This is a genomic window from Sinorhizobium kostiense (assembly GCF_017874595.1).
In the GTDB taxonomy this organism is placed as follows: Bacteria; Pseudomonadota; Alphaproteobacteria; order Rhizobiales; family Rhizobiaceae; genus Sinorhizobium; species Sinorhizobium kostiense.
In genome coordinates, this window is sequence record NZ_JAGILA010000001.1 from 535,347 (window position 1) to 553,919 (window position 18,573).

The window sequence follows — 18,573 nt, forward strand, 5'->3', positions numbered from 1 at the left end:
AAGGGATCGAAGAGCGCGCGACTGCCCCCGGCTCTCACCGAGGCGCCCGTGCTGCTGATCAGGCGCTCAATCGATGAGGCGCCCCCAGGAGGGATTCCATTGGACGCCTTCGGCTAGTTCGACATAGATCGGCGCTGCGCCTAGGCTGTGAGTGCTTGCCAGCCTCAAGGCTTCTTCCGGCCCCATTTCCTCTCCTGGAAAGATCGTATCATCCTCCGAATGATCAGTGACCTTCTGGACATATCCTCGCACCTGACCGTCGGAGTGGTACAATTTCACCAGCACCGCCCCGGGGACGGCCTGATCGGCAATTTGACGATAGGTTTGCATTTTGGCGGTTCTCCGGAGATTGCATGTCCCTCGGCTACCGGCTTCCGTTAGCATGCGGGTTCGGCATCAGCTTCAGCGTTAACCACAAGCAGAACGATCGGTTCCTCAGGAAGAGGGCAGCATCCGGAATCCGTCTGTGCCACCTTCGGTCATAGCGCGGCCTTGGCCGACAGTGTCGGAAAACCCCAGCCCTGCGGAGCATTGAAGATGGCGGCGCGAAAGCACGGGCGTCGCGCCCGGTTTCTTTATGGTGTTTTGCATATGCAAGATTGATGTTCATACCGGGCCTTCACGTGCATGTTGCAATGCGATCCTATTTTGTTAAGGTGTGCGGTGAACCGCAATACTTCTAGCGGTTGTATACGAATGCTTCTGCGGCCGGCTGTATACCGGCAGCGGCCGACAGTGGCCTTGGCGTTCGGGATCCAGTCTGCAGAGGACGTGACCGAATGAACTTGATCCTTACTGAAGTGAAACCGGCTCGACCCGGCTGCGGCCTCACCGGCTGCGCGACGTTCGTTGCCCCCGCAGTCCGACTCACCGCCTTGAACGAAGGCTAGAGAATGGTCCTGGATGTCCGCCCCGAAAAGGTCGCCGGAGAGCATTTCGACATTGTCGTGATCGGTTCCGGCTTTGGCTCCGCCTTCTTTCTTCACGGCTTTGCTCAACGCCGCAAAGCGCGCATTCTCCTCATCGAATGGGGCCGCCACAATTCGCATGCATGGCAGCTGGAACACGGCGCCAACACCGATCTGAAGGACGAACAGACCTACACGAGCAATTCGGCGAAGCCGTGGAATTACACGATAGGCCTTGGAGGCGGAACCAATTGCTGGTTTGCGCAAACGCCCCGGCTGCATCCGAGTGATTTCCGTCTGAGAAGCCTTTACGGAATCGGCCAGGACTGGCCGATCTCCTATGACGATCTCGAGCCCTTCTACTGTCAGGCGGAAACGGTCATGTCGATTTCGGGCGACCCGGACATGGCAGCGATCATGCCGAGGTCGATGCCTTTTCCGCAGCCGCCGCATAGCCCGTCGACACCCGATCGCCTGATGAAGGCGGCGCAGCCCGACCGGCATTTCGTCATGCCGACGGCACGCGCGCGGATCGCCACCGAGCAACGCTCGGCGTGCTGTGCCTCGCTTCGCTGCTGGCTCTGCCCGGCAGACGCGAAATTCACTGCGAACAACGGCCTGATGCATGTCTTCGAGCACCGTGACGTCTCCGTCTGCCTCGGTTCGGAAGTGCGCCGGCTGGACCACGCCGGCGGGTCCATCCGCTCGGTCACCTTCCGCCATGGCGGCCGGGAGTACGCCGTCAGCGGCGATCTCTTCGTGCTCGGCGCCAATGGAATTCAGAGCGCGGCCATCATGCTGAGATCCGGTCTCGGCGGCGAATTCGTGGGGCGCGGCCTGCACGAATCCTACGGCAGGAACCTTGAGGCCTATCTCGCCGGCGTCGACAATTTCGACGGCAGCACGATCACCACGGGGCTGAACTTCGGCCTTTACGACGGAGAGCACCGGTCGAGACAGGCGGCCGCGCTGGTCTATTTCGAAAATCGCTGGCAGCATGGACTACGGGCCGAGAAGGGGCGATTGCGGCAGACGCTGCCGCTGGTGATCGTCACCGAAGATCTGCTGGAGCCGGAGAATTTCGTCAGTCTCGACGACAATGAGAACGCCTTCATCAACTACAAGGGCCCGGCCGATTATGCGGTTGAGGGCATGGCGCGGGCATTGGAAAAGCTGCCTGATATTCTCGCTCCGCTGCCGGTGGAGAAGATCATGGATCGTGGCATCCGGGGCACCGAATCGCATGTCCAGGGCACGCTTCGCATGGGCAGGGACCGAAGCGACTCCGTTGTCGACCGGGACCTCGTCCACCACGATTTCCGCAACCTTGTGACTGTCGGGACGAGCACCTTTCCGAGCTGCTCCTGCGCCAATCCCAGCCTGACCGCCGCGGCACTGTCGCTCAGAGCCGCCAGTCGCATCGCGTGAAGGAGGAACGAATGAAGGGAGTTTCGAGGCGCACCGTGCTCGCCCTTGCAGCAGGCGGGCTGGCATCGACCGGACTTGCCTATGCCGCCGTGCGGTCCTTTTCCGACCTGGACGTGGTGCGTGCGACGCTCGAGAGCTATCTCGGCACGATCAACGTGTCGGACGACCACCTGCGCGCTTTCATGCTAGACTTCAAAACGCGCAACCCGTGGGATTTCCCGACGGAGAAACTGGCGGACGCGACGGCGCTTTTCGAGCGGCTCCAGGTTGGCGACATCGCCCGTACGCTCCTGCCCGAAGATCCCGCGCGGCGCCTGGAGCGTTTTGAGCGGCTGTTGCTCGCCGAGTTCCATCTGTTGACCGATTACGCCTGGCGGAGTGGGCCGGATGATCCCGTCACCTATTCCGGAAGCCAGCCCTGCAGGAACCCGTTTGCAAATTTCGAATTGGCTTAACTTGCCCGCTGATACCATCTAGAGGTGCAACCAGATGCATTATCGATCGATTGCCGACATGAATGCCACGATTGCCAGGAACCTGCACCGCTTGCCGGGCGATATCGACCTGGTCGTCGGCATTCCCCGCAGTGGCATGTTGGCCGCCAATCTCCTCAGCCTCACGGCAAACATCCAGATGACCGATCTGGACAGCTTCGTTGCCGGCAAGATTTTCTCCAGCGGCATCACCAAGCGTTCCACCGCACTGGCACGCACGATGGCAGAAATGCGCCGGATCCTCATCCTTGACGACAGCATCAATGGCGGCAGTGCCATGAGGGAGGCCCGGGTGAAGGCAGCCGCGGCGGGCTTTCCGCGTGACCGGTTGATCTTTGCGGCCGTCTACGGCGCCTATGAACGGTACGAGGAGACCGATTTCGTGTTCGAGGTCGTGCAACAGCCGCGACTGTTCCAATGGAACTTCATGCATCACAAGTACCTCGGACAGAGCTGCGTCGACATTGACGGCGTCCTCTGCCTCGACCCGACGAACGAGGAGAACGACGATGGTCCCGCCTATCAGCGTTTCCTCGCGGAAGCACACCCGCTCTACGTGCCGACGCGCAGGATCTCCTCGCTGGTAACCAGCCGGCTGGAGAAATACCGCTCCGAGACGGAAGCCTGGCTTAGAATGCGGGGTATCGAGTACGACGAGCTCGTCATGCTCGACCTGCCGAGCAAGGAGGAGCGCCAGCGCCTCGCTGCCCACGGCCGCTTCAAGGCAGAGGTCTACAAGCGCTCGAATGCCATCCTGTTCATCGAAAGCGAGCATAGTCAGGCCGTCAACATCGCGAAACTCTCGGGCAAGCCGGTCCTTTGCCTGGAGACGCACGAGATCATCACACCCACATCAGCCCTCGTGCGCGAGCGGCTGAACCAGGCAAGGACGGCAGAGGGAAGACATGCCCTGCTGAAGGCAGCGGCGCGGGCAATGCTGGGTGAACGCGGCTATGAGGTCTTGAAGAGCAAGGTCAGGAAGCCCGCCTGATGGCCGGCATGCCAGATGGTTGAAAGTACGTGCTACTGCATGTCTCCTTGAATCGACCTCAATTCAAGGAGAAAGACATGCAGCGATTCAGAGTGCTACAGTGATCTTTGCGCGTCTGATAAGACGCGCGGCGCTGTACGGGACGTTACCCCCTGGCCGGCCCGCCTTTCCTCAGCGTTGTCTGCTCCCTCGCCTCGGCAGGAGGTCGAGCGCCTCGCGCAATGTTCGACGGCCGAAGGGGAAGAGAAGCGCGACGGCAACCGTCACCGAATAGGACAGAACCGCGGCACCTGCCATGGAGAAGATCGCCTGATCCGGCAGATGCGGCCGCGCCAGCCACAGGATCGCCAGCGCGATGTGAGCCCCGAGCATGAAGGGCCCCGCAGCGTGGACCATGTCCCGGGCTCTCAACGGCCCCTTCCGGCCGATATAGAGCCAGAGGAAGGGCGTTCGGAGATATTCGCTTACGGCGTAGACGGTCGCGACGCCGAGCGCGCCATAGGGCAGGCCGATGACGAAGGCCATGGCCGAGCTCACGGCCGTGACGATACCCCAGCGCATGAAGTCGGTGGATCGTCCCTGGCTAATGAACAGCCAGCCTGCCGGGTTGTTGAGGAGCTGCAGCAGGCCAGCAAATCCGAGTGCCCTGAAAATATCGGCGCTCTGCCGCCATTGCTCGCCGAGCACGAAGGGAATGATGACATCGGCGACCGCCACGGCGGCCGCCACCCCGGGAAGTGCGGCGACCAGCATCAGGGGCATCACGCGGAGATAGGCGCTGCGGTAGCGGTCGGGCTCGCCGGCCAGCCGTGAGAGCGCCGGCACCATGACTTTCGAGAGCGGGTTTGCGATCTGACTGAGGGGAAAGAGGAGAAGCTTGTAGGCCCGGTCGTAGAGTCCGAGTTCTATATTGCCCCAGTATCGGCCGATCAGGATGTTGTCGAGATTGCGGGCGAAAAAATTGGCGAAGTTGAAACCTGTAATCCCGGCTCCGAAATTGAGCAATGCTCCGACCCCCTCGACCTTTCGCGGCAGCCCCGGGCGCCACCGCGAATTCGCCCAGTAGCACAGGGTCGGCAGTATGGCGCTCGTAAGAGTGCCCGCGTAAAGCGCCCAATAGGACCGGTCTATGATGATGGTCCAGGCGACCGCGGCGGAGAGGCCTGCGACCGCGCTTGCCACTTCTATGAGCGCGAGACGGCCGAAAGCCATGCGGCGGTTGAGCAGCGCAAGATGCTGAGCACCAAGCCCGTAAGCGACGATCTGCACGGCCATCGCCGCGATCAACGGACCGACCCGGGGTTCACCATAGAAGGCGGCCACCAGTGGCGCGAGTCCCAGCATCAGACAGGCGAGTGCGGTGCTGACGGCGACATTGACCCAGAAGAGGTAGTTGACCTCGCCATGCGTTATCGCGTTCTTCTGCACGGTCGCCTGGGTCAGGCCGAAATCCTGAAAAAGCGCGATGAATGCAAGCACCGGCGCCGACATGGCCACGATGCCGAAATCCTCAGGCGACAGCAGGCGTGAAAGGACGATGACCGACAGGATCTGGGTCGCAACCTTTACGACTTGCGCCAGGCCGGTTGCCACGACGCCGCGTCCGACGGACCTGCGAAGCGAACCCTCAGGCGGATCGAATGGGCTGGCGTCCACGTCCCCTAACCCTTCCGGTTCAATACAAGTTTCTCTTTCAATATCGGGATTTCTTTTGCGGCGCAACAGGAGGTGCAATTTATGATGCGTTGCACAATTCTTATTGCGTTACAGCATTCCTCGGGGTAATTTCACGCCGACTGAACCACAGGTCGCATATTTATCGTATTTCGAGTATTTTTTTAGCGCCTCGCGCACCCAAAGCTTGCAGCTGGTCGGATTGCAAGATCAGCAACCAAAACCCGAGGCGCACAACGAAAGGTCACTTGAAGTGGGGTTCAGATGACGGCGGATGCGATACCTTTCTGGAACATTGGGCGGGGCAAAGCCAATGTCCGGGATCTGACCTATAGCTACGACGGTCTTACGGCGTTCACGCCGTTCTGGGCCATGGCCGCGATCTTCAGCGTCGCCGGCGATGTCTACGGCCTTGTTGGCTACAAGGGCACGGTCTACATGTCCCTCGCCTGGGCGATCGTCCTGTTCAGCCTTTTGCTTTTCCTCTATCCGCGACGCACCTGGATCCTCCTGGCGCTTGTCGCCGTCTCGCTGGCGCTTTACGCTCTTCGCCTGCCGGTCGCCTCCAACAACAAGACGATCACCGCCGTCATGAACGGCGCGATCCTGCTCAGTGCCGCCGTGCTCTACCTGAGGGCCGGCCGCGGCGCCATCGACCGCATGGCCCTCTACGATCAGGTCCGCGTCGTCGCGCGTTCCCTGCTCGCGATCATGTATTTCTACGGCATTTTCCATAAGATCAACACGGATTTCCTCGATCCCACCGTCAGTTGCGCGGTCGGGCTCTATGTCCCGCTCGCGCGACCCTTCGGCCTCGAGGACAACCTGTTCGGCAGGTATCTGGCGATTTACGCCACCTTCATCATCGAGGGGATCGCCATCATATCGCTTTACTGGAAGCGCTACTTCGCCATCGGCTTCATATTGGCGTTGGTCTTCCACTACATCATCCCGATTTCCGCCTATTCCTGGTACATGGATTTTTCCAGCCTGGTCTTTGCGCTCTACGTGCTGAGCATCCCGATGCCCGCGAGCGAGATGCTCTATGGCATTTCGCTGAAGGTAGCCAATGGGCTGCGCGAGAACTTCGGACGGATCGGTACGCTCTTGCCCGGCCTGGCTCTCATGCTGAACGCCGCAGCGATCGTCATGCTCTTGACGCTTGGCTTTCCGGAACGTTCCTTCGACATGGTCGTCCACTCGGTCTGGATTCTCGTCTGGGCGGTCACGGGTGGCGCGGCCATGATTGTGCTCACCTATGTGGCGCTGCAGAACCTGCCTTGCGAAAATGTCTCCGCACCTCGCCCACCGACCTGGGTCTATGTGGTGCCCTGCCTGTTTTTCGTCTCCTGCTGGTCGCCTTATCTCGGCCTGAAAACCGAGAGTTCCATCAACATGTTCAGCAACCTGCATACGGAGGCCGGTCAGACCAATCACCTGCTCTTTTCCAAGCCGCCTTATCTTTTCAATTATCAGAACGAGGTGGTGAAGGTCGCCGATTCCTCCGAGCAGCGCTGGGTGCGCGAGTCGCAGGCCGGCAACTATCACATCCTGCACGATCTGAAGCTTCGGCTTCGGTGGAATCCGGACGCATGGGTAACTTATATGAAGGATGGCGTCACCGTGACACGCGCGACGGCAGCAAGTCTGGCCGACGAGATGCCTAACATTCTCGAGCGCAAGCTCTTGATCTTCAAGCTGGTGGACTTCTCCCGCCCGAAGGTCTGCACGCACTGATGAATGTCGCCGGCGGCGTGACGCGCTCACATGCGTTCGCGCGGTCTCTTCACCAGTCTCGGCCCGGATCGGGCGAGCGGCCGAGATCGTCGGGGATAAGCTGTCGGCCGCGCAGCCGCAGCGTCACGCGGCGGCCGAGTTTGAGGGCCGGGTAGATCAGCCTTGCGGCCGTCCTGCTCGAAAGGAGCGCGCGGTTGAGCCAGCCGAACAGCGTCGAAGGCGAGCTGAGGATCGCCAACAGATTGACGGCCTCGTCGCCATGATAGACGCAGCCGTCGAAAACGAAGAGCATGCCTTCGTTCAGGTCGTAGCCCTGGCGTTGAAAGCCCGTCACGCGCGGATCGCCCGAGCGGGCGTCGATGAGCTCGACCGGACCCACGGTGTCGCGCAGGCGCATGAAACGGACATAGTTCTGACAGAAGACGCAGTCGCCGTCATAGACGATAAGCGCCGCTTTCGCGGGGCTGTTCATTGCGCCACCGGATCGCTGCCGAGGTCCGTCGGCGGCGTCGAAGCGTCGCTCAAAGCGCAGTTGCCGTAGAACGAACAGCCGGAGACGACGGGCAGGTTGGCAAGCGCATCAAGCACGCCGATGAATGCGAGGGCGACGATGCCGAGCGCAATCAGTTTCTTGTAAACTGGCATCTCCCGAAGCATCCCGGTTCATTCCCTATGGGTTTGCAACATCTGATTTGCTTCATCCGCCTTGTGCACTGCACAATATCGCTCAAATCAGCGCGAAGATCAAGCCATGTTCAACGCATAGGTTGCGGCAACGGGCCTGCAGAACTCGGCGCCGCGACATTCATTTCGCGCGGCTAGCCAAGGTCCGCCGCATCCGGTGAACGCTGAGCGACAGCGATCCCTCCCCCAAAAACCAGGGCGACAGCACGGCCGACGACTTCAGCAGGCGATAGAGGAGATAGGGTACTCCAATCGAGAGGACAATCAGCGGAAGATCCGAAGTCAGGCCCGATTCGCGCAGGGTGAAATGGACGAACTGGTGGGCGAACATGATGACCAGCGAGGCCTTGCCGAGTTCGGCCACCGGTGCGATCGGATCGGCGGCATCCCGCGCTATCAGGCGGATGAGACCGAGTACGGCGACGGAGATGGCTAGCGCAAGCAGCAGGCCGAGGACAGGCGGTCCGAATTTGGTGTTCTTCATGCTGAAGGTGAAGTCGAACCCCGCAGAGGCGGCTGCGATCGAGACACCGAAGACCGCAATTGCAGCCGAGGCAATCGCAATACTGCCCGGTTTTCCTTCGCGCAGGAGGTGCCCGAACCAGAAGGCGCCGATGGCGAGAGGCACATTGCTGAGGGCAAGAGGCGAGCGGATTTCCGGCCAAGCGGCCTGAATGACATAGGCAAGGACGACAGAGCCCGCCACGAAGTTCAGTATGACGGGATCGGTCGGCCCTTTGCTCCTAAGCGCAACCTCGTTGTAGAGAAGCTGGGTCGCGAAGAGGCAGGTGACGAACCAGAAGACGCCGAGTTCGCGGGTCAGGTATCGCCCGCCCAACACGGCTTCTGTCATTAAGTGCCTGATTTGCCAGGGAGCTGGTATGTCACCGCGAAAAACGTCGACGAGCAGCATGCCAGTAATGATGAGTCCGAGAAAGGCGACATACGGGATCAGCAGACCACGTATCCGCTTCGACAGCAGCGCCTGTCGGTCGGACGCGGTGAAAAGATATCCCGAGATCACGAAGAAGAAAGGCATGTAGAACAACGAGATCGTGAAATAGACCTCAGGTGCCCATTGCCATTTGCTGTGGGTCAGGACGTGGGCCAGGACGACGAGAACGATGCCCACGCCCTTGGCCACGTCGAGCCAAGTCTGGCGCATTGCTAAGCCTCCAGTGCCGCGATCGAATAGCTCGCTCGAGGGGCATTTTTAAGACCAGCAAGATTGTGCGTAGCCCGAAAGGATTAGCAACCCTCATAAAGTTGGGGTTTTAGAGCCTTTCCTGGTTAACAATTGGCACAGGCCGCACGGCAGTCTGAACGCAAAGACACCCATCAGCAGACTCGGTCTAACCGAGGACAACCTGTTGAGGCTCCACATCTAGCCACGGCTATACGAAGGCAAAATCACTGCTCGACAGGTTCGACGCCATCGCGCCCCTCAGCATGAGCGTGTCGCTATCGGAGAGCACGACGCGGGTATCGCCATCGACCTGGCGCAGTTCCTGGTAGCCGAGATATCCGGCAATCTCCATCAGATCGTCGCCCCACGGGTTGAAGTCGGTGATCGTGTCGTGGCCGTCACCGGCGGTGAAGGCGAAGACGTCATCCCCCGTCCCGCCCGTCAGGACATCGTCGCCGGTGCCACCCGCCAGCCGGTCGTTGCCGCCGCGCCCGTCCAGCACGTCGTCGCCGGCGCCGCCTTCGAGTCCATTGTTGCCGCTATTGCCAATCATCGCATTGGCGAGCGCATTGCCCCGGCCATCGAGATTGGCGGACGATCTTAGGAACAGGTTCTCGACGTTGTCGGCCAGCGTCCAGCTCACATAGGCATGGGTTTCGTCAATCCCGCCGCCCGGCTCTTCGACGGTCTCGTCTCCGATGTTCTCGACGTAGGCATCATTGCCGGTGCCGCCGACAAGCGTATCGGCTCCAGCCTTTCCATCCAGAATGTCGTTTCCGCCCAATCCATAAATCTGGTCGGCACCGCTTCCTCCCCTGAGCGTATTGTCTCCGGCATCTCCGACGATCGCTCCGGAAGGCGTGGGTTGCGGTGGGTTGGTCCAAATGAAGTCTGCCGCACTCAAGGACGTGCTCTCCACGCCTTTCAGCAGCAGGGTATCGCTGCTGGAAAAGACGACCAAGGTGTCGGCGCCGACCTGACGGAGCTCGCTGTAGCCCTGGTAGCCCGCAATTTCCAAGGTATCATTGCCGGAAACGTCGAAATCCGTGATGACGTCCTGGCCGTCGCCCTTGGCAAAGACGAATGTGTCGTCGCCGGTCCCGCCGGTCAGCATGTCGTTGCCGGTGCCGCCGATGATGCGGTCGGATCCGCCGCGTCCGTCGAGGCCGTCGGCACCGCCGCGCCCCTCGATGCTGTTCGCTCCGCTATTTCCGATGATCGCATTGGCCCCGGCATTGCCGGCTCCCGCCAGGTTGGCGGCCGACCTCAAGAACAGATTTTCGACGTGATCGGCAAGGGTCCAACTGACATAAGCATGCACTTGGTCGACGCCGCCGCCAGCCTCTTCGATCGTCCGGTCCCCGGAATTGTCGACATAATAAACATCGTCGCCGGCCCCGCCCGTCATCATATCGGCGCCGGTTCCGCCGATCAGCACGTCGGCACCGCCCCGCCCGCGCAGCACGTCGTCCCCGGCGAGGCCGTCCAGGGTGTTGGCGCCATCATTACCACTCAACTGATCGGCAAAGGTCGATCCCGTGAGGTTCTCGATGCTGATGAAGCGATCGCGATCGGTTCCGATCCCCGTTTGGCTCAGGCCGAAATGCTGCTCCAGCGCATTGAGCCAGTGTTCGGCGATCTTCGCATAACCTTCGGCCGTCGGATGCAATCCGCTGTCGAGCGGCGGCGCAGTGATGTCATCGGGCGTCAGGTCGCGCATATCGACGAAGACCACCTTCCGCCCCTCAGCGGCCAGTTCCTCGATCAGTGCGGGCATTGCGTCATTGTAGGCGTCGACCCGGTCGGCCCGCGCCTGCGACTGCTGTCCGACACGCACGGGCGGCAAGGAACCAACGAAGATGGTGACGTTGGGATCCTCAGACGTCAGGCTGCTCAACAGGTTGCGCAGGTCCTGCAGCATCGTCGACACGCTGTCGGTCGAACTGTCATTGGTGCCGGCGATCAGCAGCACCGCGTCCGGCCGGGTTGCTGCCAGGACGCCTTCGTCGATGCTATTTAACTGGTTGAGCGTCCAACCACGGTGCCCTTCGTGGTCGCGGTCCTGCATGTCGGCCGGGCCGTTGGCCAGCGATCCCACGAAATCGACAGTCACATTGAGGGCGCGCAGTTGATCCTGCATGAATGTCCGATACCCGCCACTTTCGGTATCGCTCGAACTTGCGATCACGCCGTAGGTGATGGAATCGCCGAAGGGCAATATCGAGAGCAACTTGTAAGCGTATCCGGATGCGAGATCGGCAATGACTCCGCGGCTGGATCCCGCATAGCTGACGGTGTCCACTCCCCCGCCGCCATCGAACGCATGCGGCTCGTTGTCGTCATGGAACACATCGCGGCCAGGACCGCCGACAATCATGGTTTCTGCCATGGAATCTCTCCTCTAAAGCAGAGCGTCGAGCTTCGGTCAGGAAAGTCCCGCGAGGAGGCGCAAAGCTGTTCGGATTGCTTCTGCGCCAAAAGTCTCGGGGGTTTTTGCGGGCATGCGGCCCGCTGACACGCATGATATGCCGCTGAACACAGCTTTTAGGAGAATAACTTCCTTGCTGCATCTTATCAGAGAAGTTGTGCAGTGCAAGATAAATTGTTTCCGCTCCAACTCCATTGCGGCCGGGGCGCGCTTTCGGGTTCAAATCGGACCGGATCTGCAGCGCCATTCAGCGCCTGTTCAGGCGGCATATGAGAGGGGTTTGCGGCATCAAACTGCTGGCGAGGTATGCAGCAATGCTCAGATATTTCTTCCTTGCTGGTGTCGTCGCTCTAATCGCCTCCCCCGCGCTCGGTGATCCCTATAATGATGAGAGCGGCAAGGGCTCTTACCGCGTTTACCGGGATCGTGACTGGCTAGAGCCAGACGGGTACGAATTCAGGCACTACGACATTCCCCGCGGGCATCTACCCCCTCCGGGAAGCTGCCGCGTGTGGTTCGACGATCGTCCGCCTGGCCACCAGCCGCCGCCGACGAGCTGTCGTGAAGCGCGCAACCTGGCTTATCGCTATGGCGGGCGGGTGATCTGGGGCGGCGAGCGGTAGTCGGCGTCCCATCGAGGCTCGCCGGCGACGAACGGCTTCGTGTGCGCTGCGGCGCCGGCGTCGCCGACCTATTCGCCTGCAGCAGGTCCCGCTGAAGTCATCCTGAGAAACTCCCGCTCCGCGGCCGGTCGGACCAAAATACATCGGCACCTTCGGCCGGCGGCTCGTTCTCCGACATCAGCCATTTCGGCTTCGGCACCGCCTGCAGCAGGCCGCGTGTGTATTCGTGGCGCGGCGCCCTGAACAAGGTCGCGGTGTCGCCTTCTTCGACCACCTTTCCCTGTTTCATCACGAGTATTCGATCGGCGAATTGGCGCACGATCGGCAGGTCATGCGTGATGAAGATGTAAGAGAGGCCGAGCCTCGTGCGGAGATCGGCCAGCAGATCGATCACCTGTGCCTGGATCGAGACGTCGAGCGCGGAGACGGCCTCGTCGCAGACGATCAATTCCGGCTCGCTCGCGAGCGCCCGGGCGATGGCGATGCGCTGCCGCTGGCCGCCGGAGAACTGGTGCGGGTAACGATCGGCATGGTCCGGCTTCAGACCGACCAGTTCGAGAAGCTCCGCCACACGCTCCTTCCACTGGTGCCTTGGCAGGATATCGCGGTGGATCGCCCAGGGTTCGGAGATGATGGAACGGACGGTCATGCGCGGGTTCATGGAGCCGAACGGGTCCTGGAACACCATCTGGACCTTGCGGCGAAACGCCATGAGGGTCTTTCCGCCCATCTCGAAGACGTCCTCGCCCGAAAAGAGGGCCTTGCCGGAGCTTGGGTCGCTGAGCCGCAGGAGCATGCGTGCAATGCTCGATTTGCCCGAGCCGGATTCGCCGACGATGCCGAGCGTCTCGCCTCTCCTCACTTCGAAGCTGACGTCATCCACCGCCTTGAACCTGCGCTTGGGGGCGAAGGCACCGGAGGAAAGCGCATATTCCTTCGTCAGGTGCTCCACCTTCAGGAGCGTTTCGCTGCCGATCTTCGTCGCCCGCTTGTTCGAGGCTTCCGCCGGATCGCCATCGGGCGATGCGGAAATCAGGCGGCAGGTATAAGCGTGCTTCGGATTGCTAAAGACCTCCCGGGCGGGGCCTGTCTCAACGACCTTGCCGGCGCTCATGACGATGATGCGGTCCGCCATGGAGGCGGCGACCTCGAGATCATGGGTTATCAGGATCAGCGCCATACCGGTCTCCCGCTGGAGGTCGCGCAGAAGATCGAGGATCTGGGCCTGAACGCTGACGTCCAGCGCCGTCGTCGGCTCGTCGGCGATCAGGATGTCCGGCTTCAGCGCGATCGCCATGGCGATCATGATGCGCTGGCGCTGCCCGCCGGAAAACTGATGCGGGTAATAGTCGATACGCGTCTCCGGCTCCGGAATTCCGACACGTTGCAGCAGTTCCATTGCCCGGGCGCGTGCTTCTCTGCCGCCCGCCTCGCCGTGGCTCTCGTAGACCTCCTCGATCTGGCGACCGACGGTGTAGACCGGGTTCAGATAGGCGAGCGGATCCTGGAAGATCATAGCGATCCGCCGCCCGTTGATGTTTCGCCTGGCATCGGCGTCAAGACGAGAGAGCTCGGTGCCGTCGAAGAGACAGGAGCCGGCAACGATGTCACCCGGCGGGCAATCGATGAGGTCCATCACGGTGCTCGTGCTGACGCTCTTGCCCGAGCCGCTTTCCCCGAGGATTACGAGCGTCTCGCCGCGATTGACGTGGAACGAGACGTTGTCGACGGCGCGCACCGGCTCGTCATTCGAGAGGAAATCGACCGTCAGCCCTTCGACCTTGAGAATGGGATTGCCTACGTTCTTCATCGCGCCGCCTTTCGCAATGTCTGCAGACGCCAGCGTTGCTGCGGATCGGCGACGGTTCGCGCCCAGTTCGAAAGAATGTTGAGCGACAGCGTCGTCAGCATGATGGCGAGACCCGGCCAGAAGGCGATCCACCAGGCCGTCGAAAGATAGCCGCGGCCGTTCGCCACCATGGCGCCCCAGGTGAAGTCCGGCGGCTGGATGCCGAGGCCGAGGAAACTCAGGGCGGATTCCGACAGGATGACCGTTGCGAAATCGATCGCGGATATCGTCACCAGGGTGGGCAGGACGAGAGGCGCGATATGCCTGAGGATGATGCGAACAGGCTTCGCGCCCATGGATCTCGCGGCGCTCACGAACATGCGCTCGCGCAGTTCCAGCACTTCGGCGCGCGCGGTCCTGAGATAGATCGGCATGCGCGTGATGGCGAGAACGATCACGAGATTGGTGATGCTCGGGCCGAGCGTGTAGAGCACGATGAGGGCGAGCAGCAGCGACGGAAAGCTCATGATGACGTCTGCGAGCCGCAAGATGAGATGGCTGTACCAGCGTTCCGAATAACCCGCCACCAGACCAAGCGCGCCTCCGATGAGCATCGAGGAAAAAACGGCGGCGGCGGCAATGCCGAGCGTGTTCTGGGCGCCGACGATCAGCCTTGCGAGGATCGGCCTGCCAAGAGTGTCGGCGCCAAGAAAATAGATCCACGACTGCTCAAGTGAGAAGGGAGCCAGATTGCGCTGGCGCAGCCCGAGCCGCGAAGCTGCGTCGCCAACGAGCCATGGTCCCAGCATCGCGGCCAAGACGAAAAGCGCAAGGAAAACTGCGGCGGCCAGCGCAAGCCTGTCGCGCTTCAGATAGGCATGCAGGACACGAGCGGTGCCCGGTTCCTCTGTGGACTTCGTGTCGGGAAGGAGGATCGTCATGGCTTAATACCGGATGCGCGGATCGAGAAACGCATAGAGCAGATCGACCGCGATGTTCAGGATGAAGATGGCGGTTGCCGTGACCAGGATCGTCGATTGGACGACGGCAAAATCGCGCTGGATGATCGCATCGATCATCAGCTTGCCGATGCCCGGCCAACCGAAGATCGTCTCGACGACGACAGCGCCGTTGACGAGGCTCGTCGCCAGGTCGCCCGCGACGGTGACGATCGGCAGAAGCGAGTTGCGCAGCGCATGGCCGAAGATGATCTTCGTTCGGCGAACGCCCTTCGCCCGCGCCGTCTTGATGTAAGGCGAGGCAAGTGCCGAGAGCATGGCCCCGCGCACGACCTGCACCAGAAGCCCGAAGGGTCGAAGCGTCAGCACGAAGATCGGCATGATCCAGTGCGCCCAGGTTCCCGTGCCGGATGTCGGCAGGAGCTCGAGGCCGACCGCGAAGACGAGAATGCCGACGATCGCCACCCAGAAATCCGGCGCGCTGGCGCCGGCAAGGGAGGCGACGCCGGCGATACGGTCGAAGAGGCTGCCGGCGCGCGCGGCAGCGAGCGATCCGACCAGGATCGCCAATGCCGTTGAGAGCGTGATCGCGACGAGGGCAAGCTTCAGCGTTTCCGGAAAGGCCTGGAGCGCGACCTCCATCGCCGAGCGGTTCTGGCGCAGCGATTGGCCGAAATCGAGTTGCAGCAGATCCTTCAGATATTCCGCGAACTGCCAATGAACGGGTTGGTCGAGGCCATTCAGACTGGCGAAAGCCGCCCGCGCCTCCGCCGTTGCGTCGAGCGGCAGGTACAGGGCCGATGGGTCGCCGGTAAGCCTTGTCAGGAAGAAGACCAACGTCAAAAGGCCGATGACCGACAGAATGCTGTGGGACGCACGGCGTCCAATATAGCTGAACATTTCCAATGTCCTTCAGGCGACATGGCTTGCCGAAACCGCTTCGAGGGCAATGCAGGGCGGCTTCACCGCCCTGCCCTCTACTGCATGTCTCCTTAAATCGACCTCGATTTAAGGACAAAGACATGCAGCGCTTCAAAGTGCTACAGCGACCTTTGCGCGTCTGATAAGACGCGCGGCGCCGTAGCGCGGGATGCGGAAAACCCTGCGCGGTTTTCTGCCCGCATCCTAAAATCCTAGTCAGTCCTTGAGCCGGATATTGGCCAGTGGGATTTCGCTGTTGGTCGTGATGTCCGGCGCCCAATCCAATCTCGGGCCGACCCGCGTGTATCCGATCATGTGGAACATCGGGATGTCGGCAACGACCTCCTTGCGCGCCTTGTCGAAGAGCGCCTTGAAGCTTTGCGTGCGCGCCTCGCCGGTGGCGGCCATTGCGGCATCGATCTCCTTGTCGAGAGCTGCATCCGACAGCGTGGAGTAGTTGCCGCTCGAACGGTAGAAGATCGGGATCGTGAAGGCCGCATCGCCCTTGTTGTTGTCATGCATCATCTGCAACAGGTTGGCGCCGCGCTCTTCCGGGAAGGGCTTCTGCAGGTATCTGAGCCAATCGGCGACGTCGAGCATGGTGAGCTTGACGTTGAGGCCGACGGCCTGCCACATCGTCATCATCGCCTCCATCGCCTCGGCACCGTTTGGATAGATGCCGTTGCGGCCGATGAGCTTGATCTCTGCATCGATCGCAAAGCCGTCCGCTGCCGCCTCCTCGAGCAGCTTCTTCGCCTGCTCCGGATCATACGGCCATGGCTCCAGGGTAGCGTCGTGGCCGTTGATGCCGGGAACGACCATCTGCGACGCACGCTTGACGTCGTCGCCGAAGAGCTGCCCCATGCCTTCCCAGTCGATCGCAAGGTTCAGCGCCTTGCGAACGCGCAGGTCATCAAGCGGCGGCTGGCTCGTGTCGATGCGGATCGCTGTCGTCTCCGAGTTCAGATAGGCGAAATCCGTTTCCGGATTGGTCGCATCCTGGATGGCGATCGATGGCGTCAGGTCCGCTTCGCCAGTTTCGACCATCGCCGCCCGGATCGAGGATTCCGGACGCCAGACATAGGTCGCCCTGGTGATTTCCGGCTTGTTGCCCCAATAGCCGTCGAAGGCCTCTAGTACGACGGCCTGCGGCGAGAAGCTCGAAAGCTTGAAGGGGCCGGTCCCGACCGGATCGTTGACGGCCTTGTCCTCCGCCGTCTTGGGCGAGACGACCATGACGACGCTGAGGAGCGTCGGCAGGATCGGCTGCGGTTTGTCCGACTTGATCTCGACGGTGAGGTCGTCGATGGCGGTGACCGTCAGCTTCGCGTCGCCGAATTTGGCGTTGTTGCTGCAGGTGATCTTGCCGCCGGTCATGCGGTTGATCGAGAAGACGACGGCTTCCGCATTGAAGTCCGAGCCGTCCTGGAATTTCACGCCCTCGCGCAGCCGGATGTGCCACGCAGTCGGGTCGACCTGGGTCCATTCGGTCGCAAGCTTCGGCTGCGGCTGCCCGGTCTTCGGATCGATGGCCGTCAGCGGCTCGACGACATTCTGGCTCAGGATCTGGCCGACATTGGTGATGATCGTGCCGCAGGGCTCCAGATTGGCCGGCTGTTCCGGCAAGACCACATGGATTTCCTGTGCCCCCTGCGCCATGGCCGATGAGGCCGCGGCGCTCAGGATGGCGGACGCAATCGTAAGAACACCTGTTCTGCGCATGTTTCTCCTCCCTTGGTGTTTTGTATTCGATCTGGCCTGTGGACTTCCTCGTCCCGTCGACCACCGGCCGCTGAGCATGCTTCCTTAAGCTGCCGCCTTTTCGATCAGGTCGCGCAGCATCTCCTTTTCCTGGCGCTTCAGGTCCGACAGCGGCGGGCGAACCGGGCCCGGAGTCCGGCCAATGAGTTCCACGCCCGCCTTGATGATCGACACCGAGTAGCCCTGCTCGCGATCACGCAAAGCCGCGAAGGGGAAGAAGAAGCGGTGCAGGATCCCCTCCATGGTTGCCCGGTCGCTCGCGCGCATCGCCTCGTAAAAGCGCTGCGCCAGTTGCGGGACGAAGTTAAAGACGGCTGAGGAATAGGTCGTGACGCCCACGCCGTTGAAGCCCTCGGCGAAGAGCTCATGGGTCGGCATGCCGCCGATATAGGAGAGCCGGTCGCCGAGCTTCGCCGTCACGTGACGGACCAGATCGACTTTTCCGGTGCCGTCCTTGAAGCCAATGAGGTTCGGGCAGGCTTCTGCAAGGCGCGCCACGGTTTCGGCACCGGCGACGGAATTGGCACGGTTGTAGATGATGACGCCAAGGCCAGTCGATTCGCATATGGCCTTCACGTGCCGGTAGATGCCCTCCTGCGGCGCTTCGGTCAGATAGTGCGGCAAAAGCAGCAGACCATCCGCGCCGGCGGCTTCGGCCTGGCGGGCCGTCTCCCTGGCGAGCGCCGTCCCGTAGCCGCAGCCAGCGATGATCGGTACGTCGCCGGATGCTTCCTTGGCCGCCCGGGTGACTCGCCCGACCTCTTCAGGGGTGAGGGAGAAGAATTCGCCCGTGCCTCCGGCGGCGAAGAGGGCGGCTGCCCCAAAGCCGGAAAGCCATGCCACGTGCTCGCGATAGCTCTTGAGATTGAGGCTGAAGTCGTCATGGAAGTGCGTGACCGGGAACGACAGCAGGCCCGAGCCGATTCGGGACTTGATTTCATCTGGCGACAAAGGAATTCCTCCCACGAAGTAGTATGATGTCGTGGAAGA

16 protein-coding genes are annotated in these 18,573 nt (G+C 61.5%); 5 read left to right on the forward strand and 11 right to left on the reverse strand.

Translation table 11 applies throughout. The annotated features are described in order from the left end of the window. Window positions 1-66: 66 nt before the first annotated feature. Window positions 67-330 carry a hypothetical protein gene (locus J2Z31_RS02420; RefSeq protein ID WP_209600282.1) on the reverse strand — a complete coding sequence of 88 codons (264 nt, stop codon included), beginning with the start codon at window positions 328-330 and terminating at the stop codon, window positions 67-69. 563 nt (window positions 331-893) lie between these two features. Between J2Z31_RS02420 and J2Z31_RS02425 the strand changes: the two genes are divergently transcribed. Genes J2Z31_RS02425 through J2Z31_RS02435 form a run of 3 tightly spaced genes read left to right on the forward strand, consistent with a single transcriptional unit; the run spans window position 894 to window position 3,821 of the window. Next, on the forward strand, window positions 894-2,336 hold the full coding sequence (locus tag J2Z31_RS02425; protein WP_209600283.1) for a GMC oxidoreductase: 1,443 nt from the start codon (window positions 894-896) through the stop codon (window positions 2,334-2,336). Window positions 2,337-2,347: 11 nt separating this feature from the next. After that, window positions 2,348-2,791 (forward strand): hypothetical protein, encoded by a 444-nt coding sequence (locus J2Z31_RS02430; protein WP_209600284.1) that lies wholly within the window; start codon window positions 2,348-2,350, stop codon window positions 2,789-2,791. Window positions 2,792-2,825: 34 nt separating this feature from the next. After that, a complete protein-coding gene (locus J2Z31_RS02435; RefSeq protein WP_209600285.1) occupies window positions 2,826-3,821 on the forward strand; it encodes a phosphoribosyltransferase family protein in 996 nt (331 codons plus the stop codon). A gap of 171 nt (window positions 3,822-3,992) precedes the next feature. Here J2Z31_RS02435 and J2Z31_RS02440 read toward each other — a convergent pair whose 3' ends face one another. Then, window positions 3,993-5,477 (reverse strand): lipopolysaccharide biosynthesis protein, encoded by a 1,485-nt coding sequence (locus J2Z31_RS02440; protein WP_209600286.1) that lies wholly within the window; start codon window positions 5,475-5,477, stop codon window positions 3,993-3,995. Window positions 5,478-5,759: 282 nt separating this feature from the next. Between J2Z31_RS02440 and J2Z31_RS02445 the strand changes: the two genes are divergently transcribed. After that, window positions 5,760-7,232: a thiol-disulfide oxidoreductase gene (locus J2Z31_RS02445; protein ID WP_209600287.1), complete on the forward strand. Its 1,473-nt coding sequence runs from the start codon at window positions 5,760-5,762 to the stop codon at window positions 7,230-7,232. A 49-nt stretch (window positions 7,233-7,281) separates the two neighbouring features. Here the strand turns inward: J2Z31_RS02445 and J2Z31_RS02450 are convergent, their stop codons facing one another. The 4 genes from J2Z31_RS02450 to J2Z31_RS02465 form a co-directional block, all read right to left on the reverse strand. Further along, window positions 7,282-7,704: a DCC1-like thiol-disulfide oxidoreductase family protein gene (locus J2Z31_RS02450; protein ID WP_209600288.1), complete on the reverse strand. Its 423-nt coding sequence runs from the start codon at window positions 7,702-7,704 to the stop codon at window positions 7,282-7,284. Continuing rightward, a complete protein-coding gene (locus tag J2Z31_RS02455) occupies window positions 7,701-7,877 on the reverse strand; it encodes a hypothetical protein (protein ID WP_209600289.1) in 177 nt (58 codons plus the stop codon). The genes J2Z31_RS02450 and J2Z31_RS02455 overlap by 4 nt, the downstream gene beginning before the upstream one ends. A gap of 160 nt (window positions 7,878-8,037) precedes the next feature. After that, window positions 8,038-9,081, reverse strand: coding sequence for an acyltransferase family protein (locus tag J2Z31_RS02460; protein ID WP_209600290.1), 1,044 nt, complete (start codon window positions 9,079-9,081; stop codon window positions 8,038-8,040). Window positions 9,082-9,310: 229 nt separating this feature from the next. After that, on the reverse strand, window positions 9,311-11,491 hold the full coding sequence (locus J2Z31_RS02465) for a GDSL-type esterase/lipase family protein (protein ID WP_209600291.1): 2,181 nt from the start codon (window positions 11,489-11,491) through the stop codon (window positions 9,311-9,313). Window positions 11,492-11,844: 353 nt separating this feature from the next. Between J2Z31_RS02465 and J2Z31_RS02470 the strand changes: the two genes are divergently transcribed. Further along, window positions 11,845-12,153, forward strand: a complete 309-nt coding sequence (locus tag J2Z31_RS02470; protein ID WP_209600292.1) for a hypothetical protein — start codon at window positions 11,845-11,847, stop codon at window positions 12,151-12,153. A gap of 97 nt (window positions 12,154-12,250) precedes the next feature. On the opposite strand, the gene J2Z31_RS02475 is transcribed toward J2Z31_RS02470, so the two are convergent. The 5 genes from J2Z31_RS02475 to kdgD all read right to left on the reverse strand — a co-directional run bounded on the left by J2Z31_RS02475 (window position 12,251) and on the right by kdgD (window position 18,534). Then, a complete protein-coding gene (locus J2Z31_RS02475; protein ID WP_209600293.1) occupies window positions 12,251-13,963 on the reverse strand; it encodes an ABC transporter ATP-binding protein in 1,713 nt (570 codons plus the stop codon). After that, window positions 13,960-14,883 carry an ABC transporter permease gene (locus tag J2Z31_RS02480; RefSeq protein WP_209600294.1) on the reverse strand — a complete coding sequence of 308 codons (924 nt, stop codon included), beginning with the start codon at window positions 14,881-14,883 and terminating at the stop codon, window positions 13,960-13,962. Before J2Z31_RS02480 ends, J2Z31_RS02475 begins: the two co-directional genes overlap by 4 nt. Window positions 14,884-14,886: 3 nt before the next feature. After that, a complete protein-coding gene (locus J2Z31_RS02485; protein WP_209600295.1) occupies window positions 14,887-15,801 on the reverse strand; it encodes an ABC transporter permease in 915 nt (304 codons plus the stop codon). Between the two features lie 237 nt (window positions 15,802-16,038). Then, window positions 16,039-17,544, reverse strand: coding sequence for an ABC transporter substrate-binding protein (locus tag J2Z31_RS02490; protein WP_209600296.1), 1,506 nt, complete (start codon window positions 17,542-17,544; stop codon window positions 16,039-16,041). 84 nt (window positions 17,545-17,628) lie between these two features. Next, on the reverse strand, window positions 17,629-18,534 hold the full coding sequence (gene kdgD / locus J2Z31_RS02495) for a 5-dehydro-4-deoxyglucarate dehydratase (protein WP_209600297.1): 906 nt from the start codon (window positions 18,532-18,534) through the stop codon (window positions 17,629-17,631). Between the last annotated feature and the right edge of the window lie 39 nt (window positions 18,535-18,573).

What these genes read in the sequence shown, in the direction of transcription:
- J2Z31_RS02485 (WP_209600295.1), bottom strand. Translation starts at nt 15,801, where the DNA reads ATGTTCAGCTATATTGGACGCCGTGCGTCCCACAGCATTCTGTCGGTC.
- J2Z31_RS02465 (WP_209600291.1), bottom strand. Translation starts at nt 11,491, where the DNA reads ATGGCAGAAACCATGATTGTCGGCGGTCCTGGCCGCGATGTGTTCCAT.
- J2Z31_RS02455 (WP_209600289.1), bottom strand. Translation starts at nt 7,877, where the DNA reads ATGCCAGTTTACAAGAAACTGATTGCGCTCGGCATCGTCGCCCTCGCA.
- J2Z31_RS02470 (WP_209600292.1), top strand. Translation starts at nt 11,845, where the DNA reads ATGCTCAGATATTTCTTCCTTGCTGGTGTCGTCGCTCTAATCGCCTCC.
- J2Z31_RS02420 (WP_209600282.1), bottom strand. Translation starts at nt 330, where the DNA reads ATGCAAACCTATCGTCAAATTGCCGATCAGGCCGTCCCCGGGGCGGTG.
- J2Z31_RS02445 (WP_209600287.1), top strand. Translation starts at nt 5,760, where the DNA reads ATGACGGCGGATGCGATACCTTTCTGGAACATTGGGCGGGGCAAAGCC.
- J2Z31_RS02460 (WP_209600290.1), bottom strand. Translation starts at nt 9,081, where the DNA reads ATGCGCCAGACTTGGCTCGACGTGGCCAAGGGCGTGGGCATCGTTCTC.
- J2Z31_RS02430 (WP_209600284.1), top strand. Translation starts at nt 2,348, where the DNA reads ATGAAGGGAGTTTCGAGGCGCACCGTGCTCGCCCTTGCAGCAGGCGGG.
- J2Z31_RS02425 (WP_209600283.1), top strand. Translation starts at nt 894, where the DNA reads ATGGTCCTGGATGTCCGCCCCGAAAAGGTCGCCGGAGAGCATTTCGAC.
- J2Z31_RS02480 (WP_209600294.1), bottom strand. Translation starts at nt 14,883, where the DNA reads ATGACGATCCTCCTTCCCGACACGAAGTCCACAGAGGAACCGGGCACC.
- J2Z31_RS02450 (WP_209600288.1), bottom strand. Translation starts at nt 7,704, where the DNA reads ATGAACAGCCCCGCGAAAGCGGCGCTTATCGTCTATGACGGCGACTGC.
- J2Z31_RS02490 (WP_209600296.1), bottom strand. Translation starts at nt 17,544, where the DNA reads ATGCGCAGAACAGGTGTTCTTACGATTGCGTCCGCCATCCTGAGCGCC.
- J2Z31_RS02435 (WP_209600285.1), top strand. Translation starts at nt 2,826, where the DNA reads ATGCATTATCGATCGATTGCCGACATGAATGCCACGATTGCCAGGAAC.
- J2Z31_RS02475 (WP_209600293.1), bottom strand. Translation starts at nt 13,963, where the DNA reads ATGAAGAACGTAGGCAATCCCATTCTCAAGGTCGAAGGGCTGACGGTC.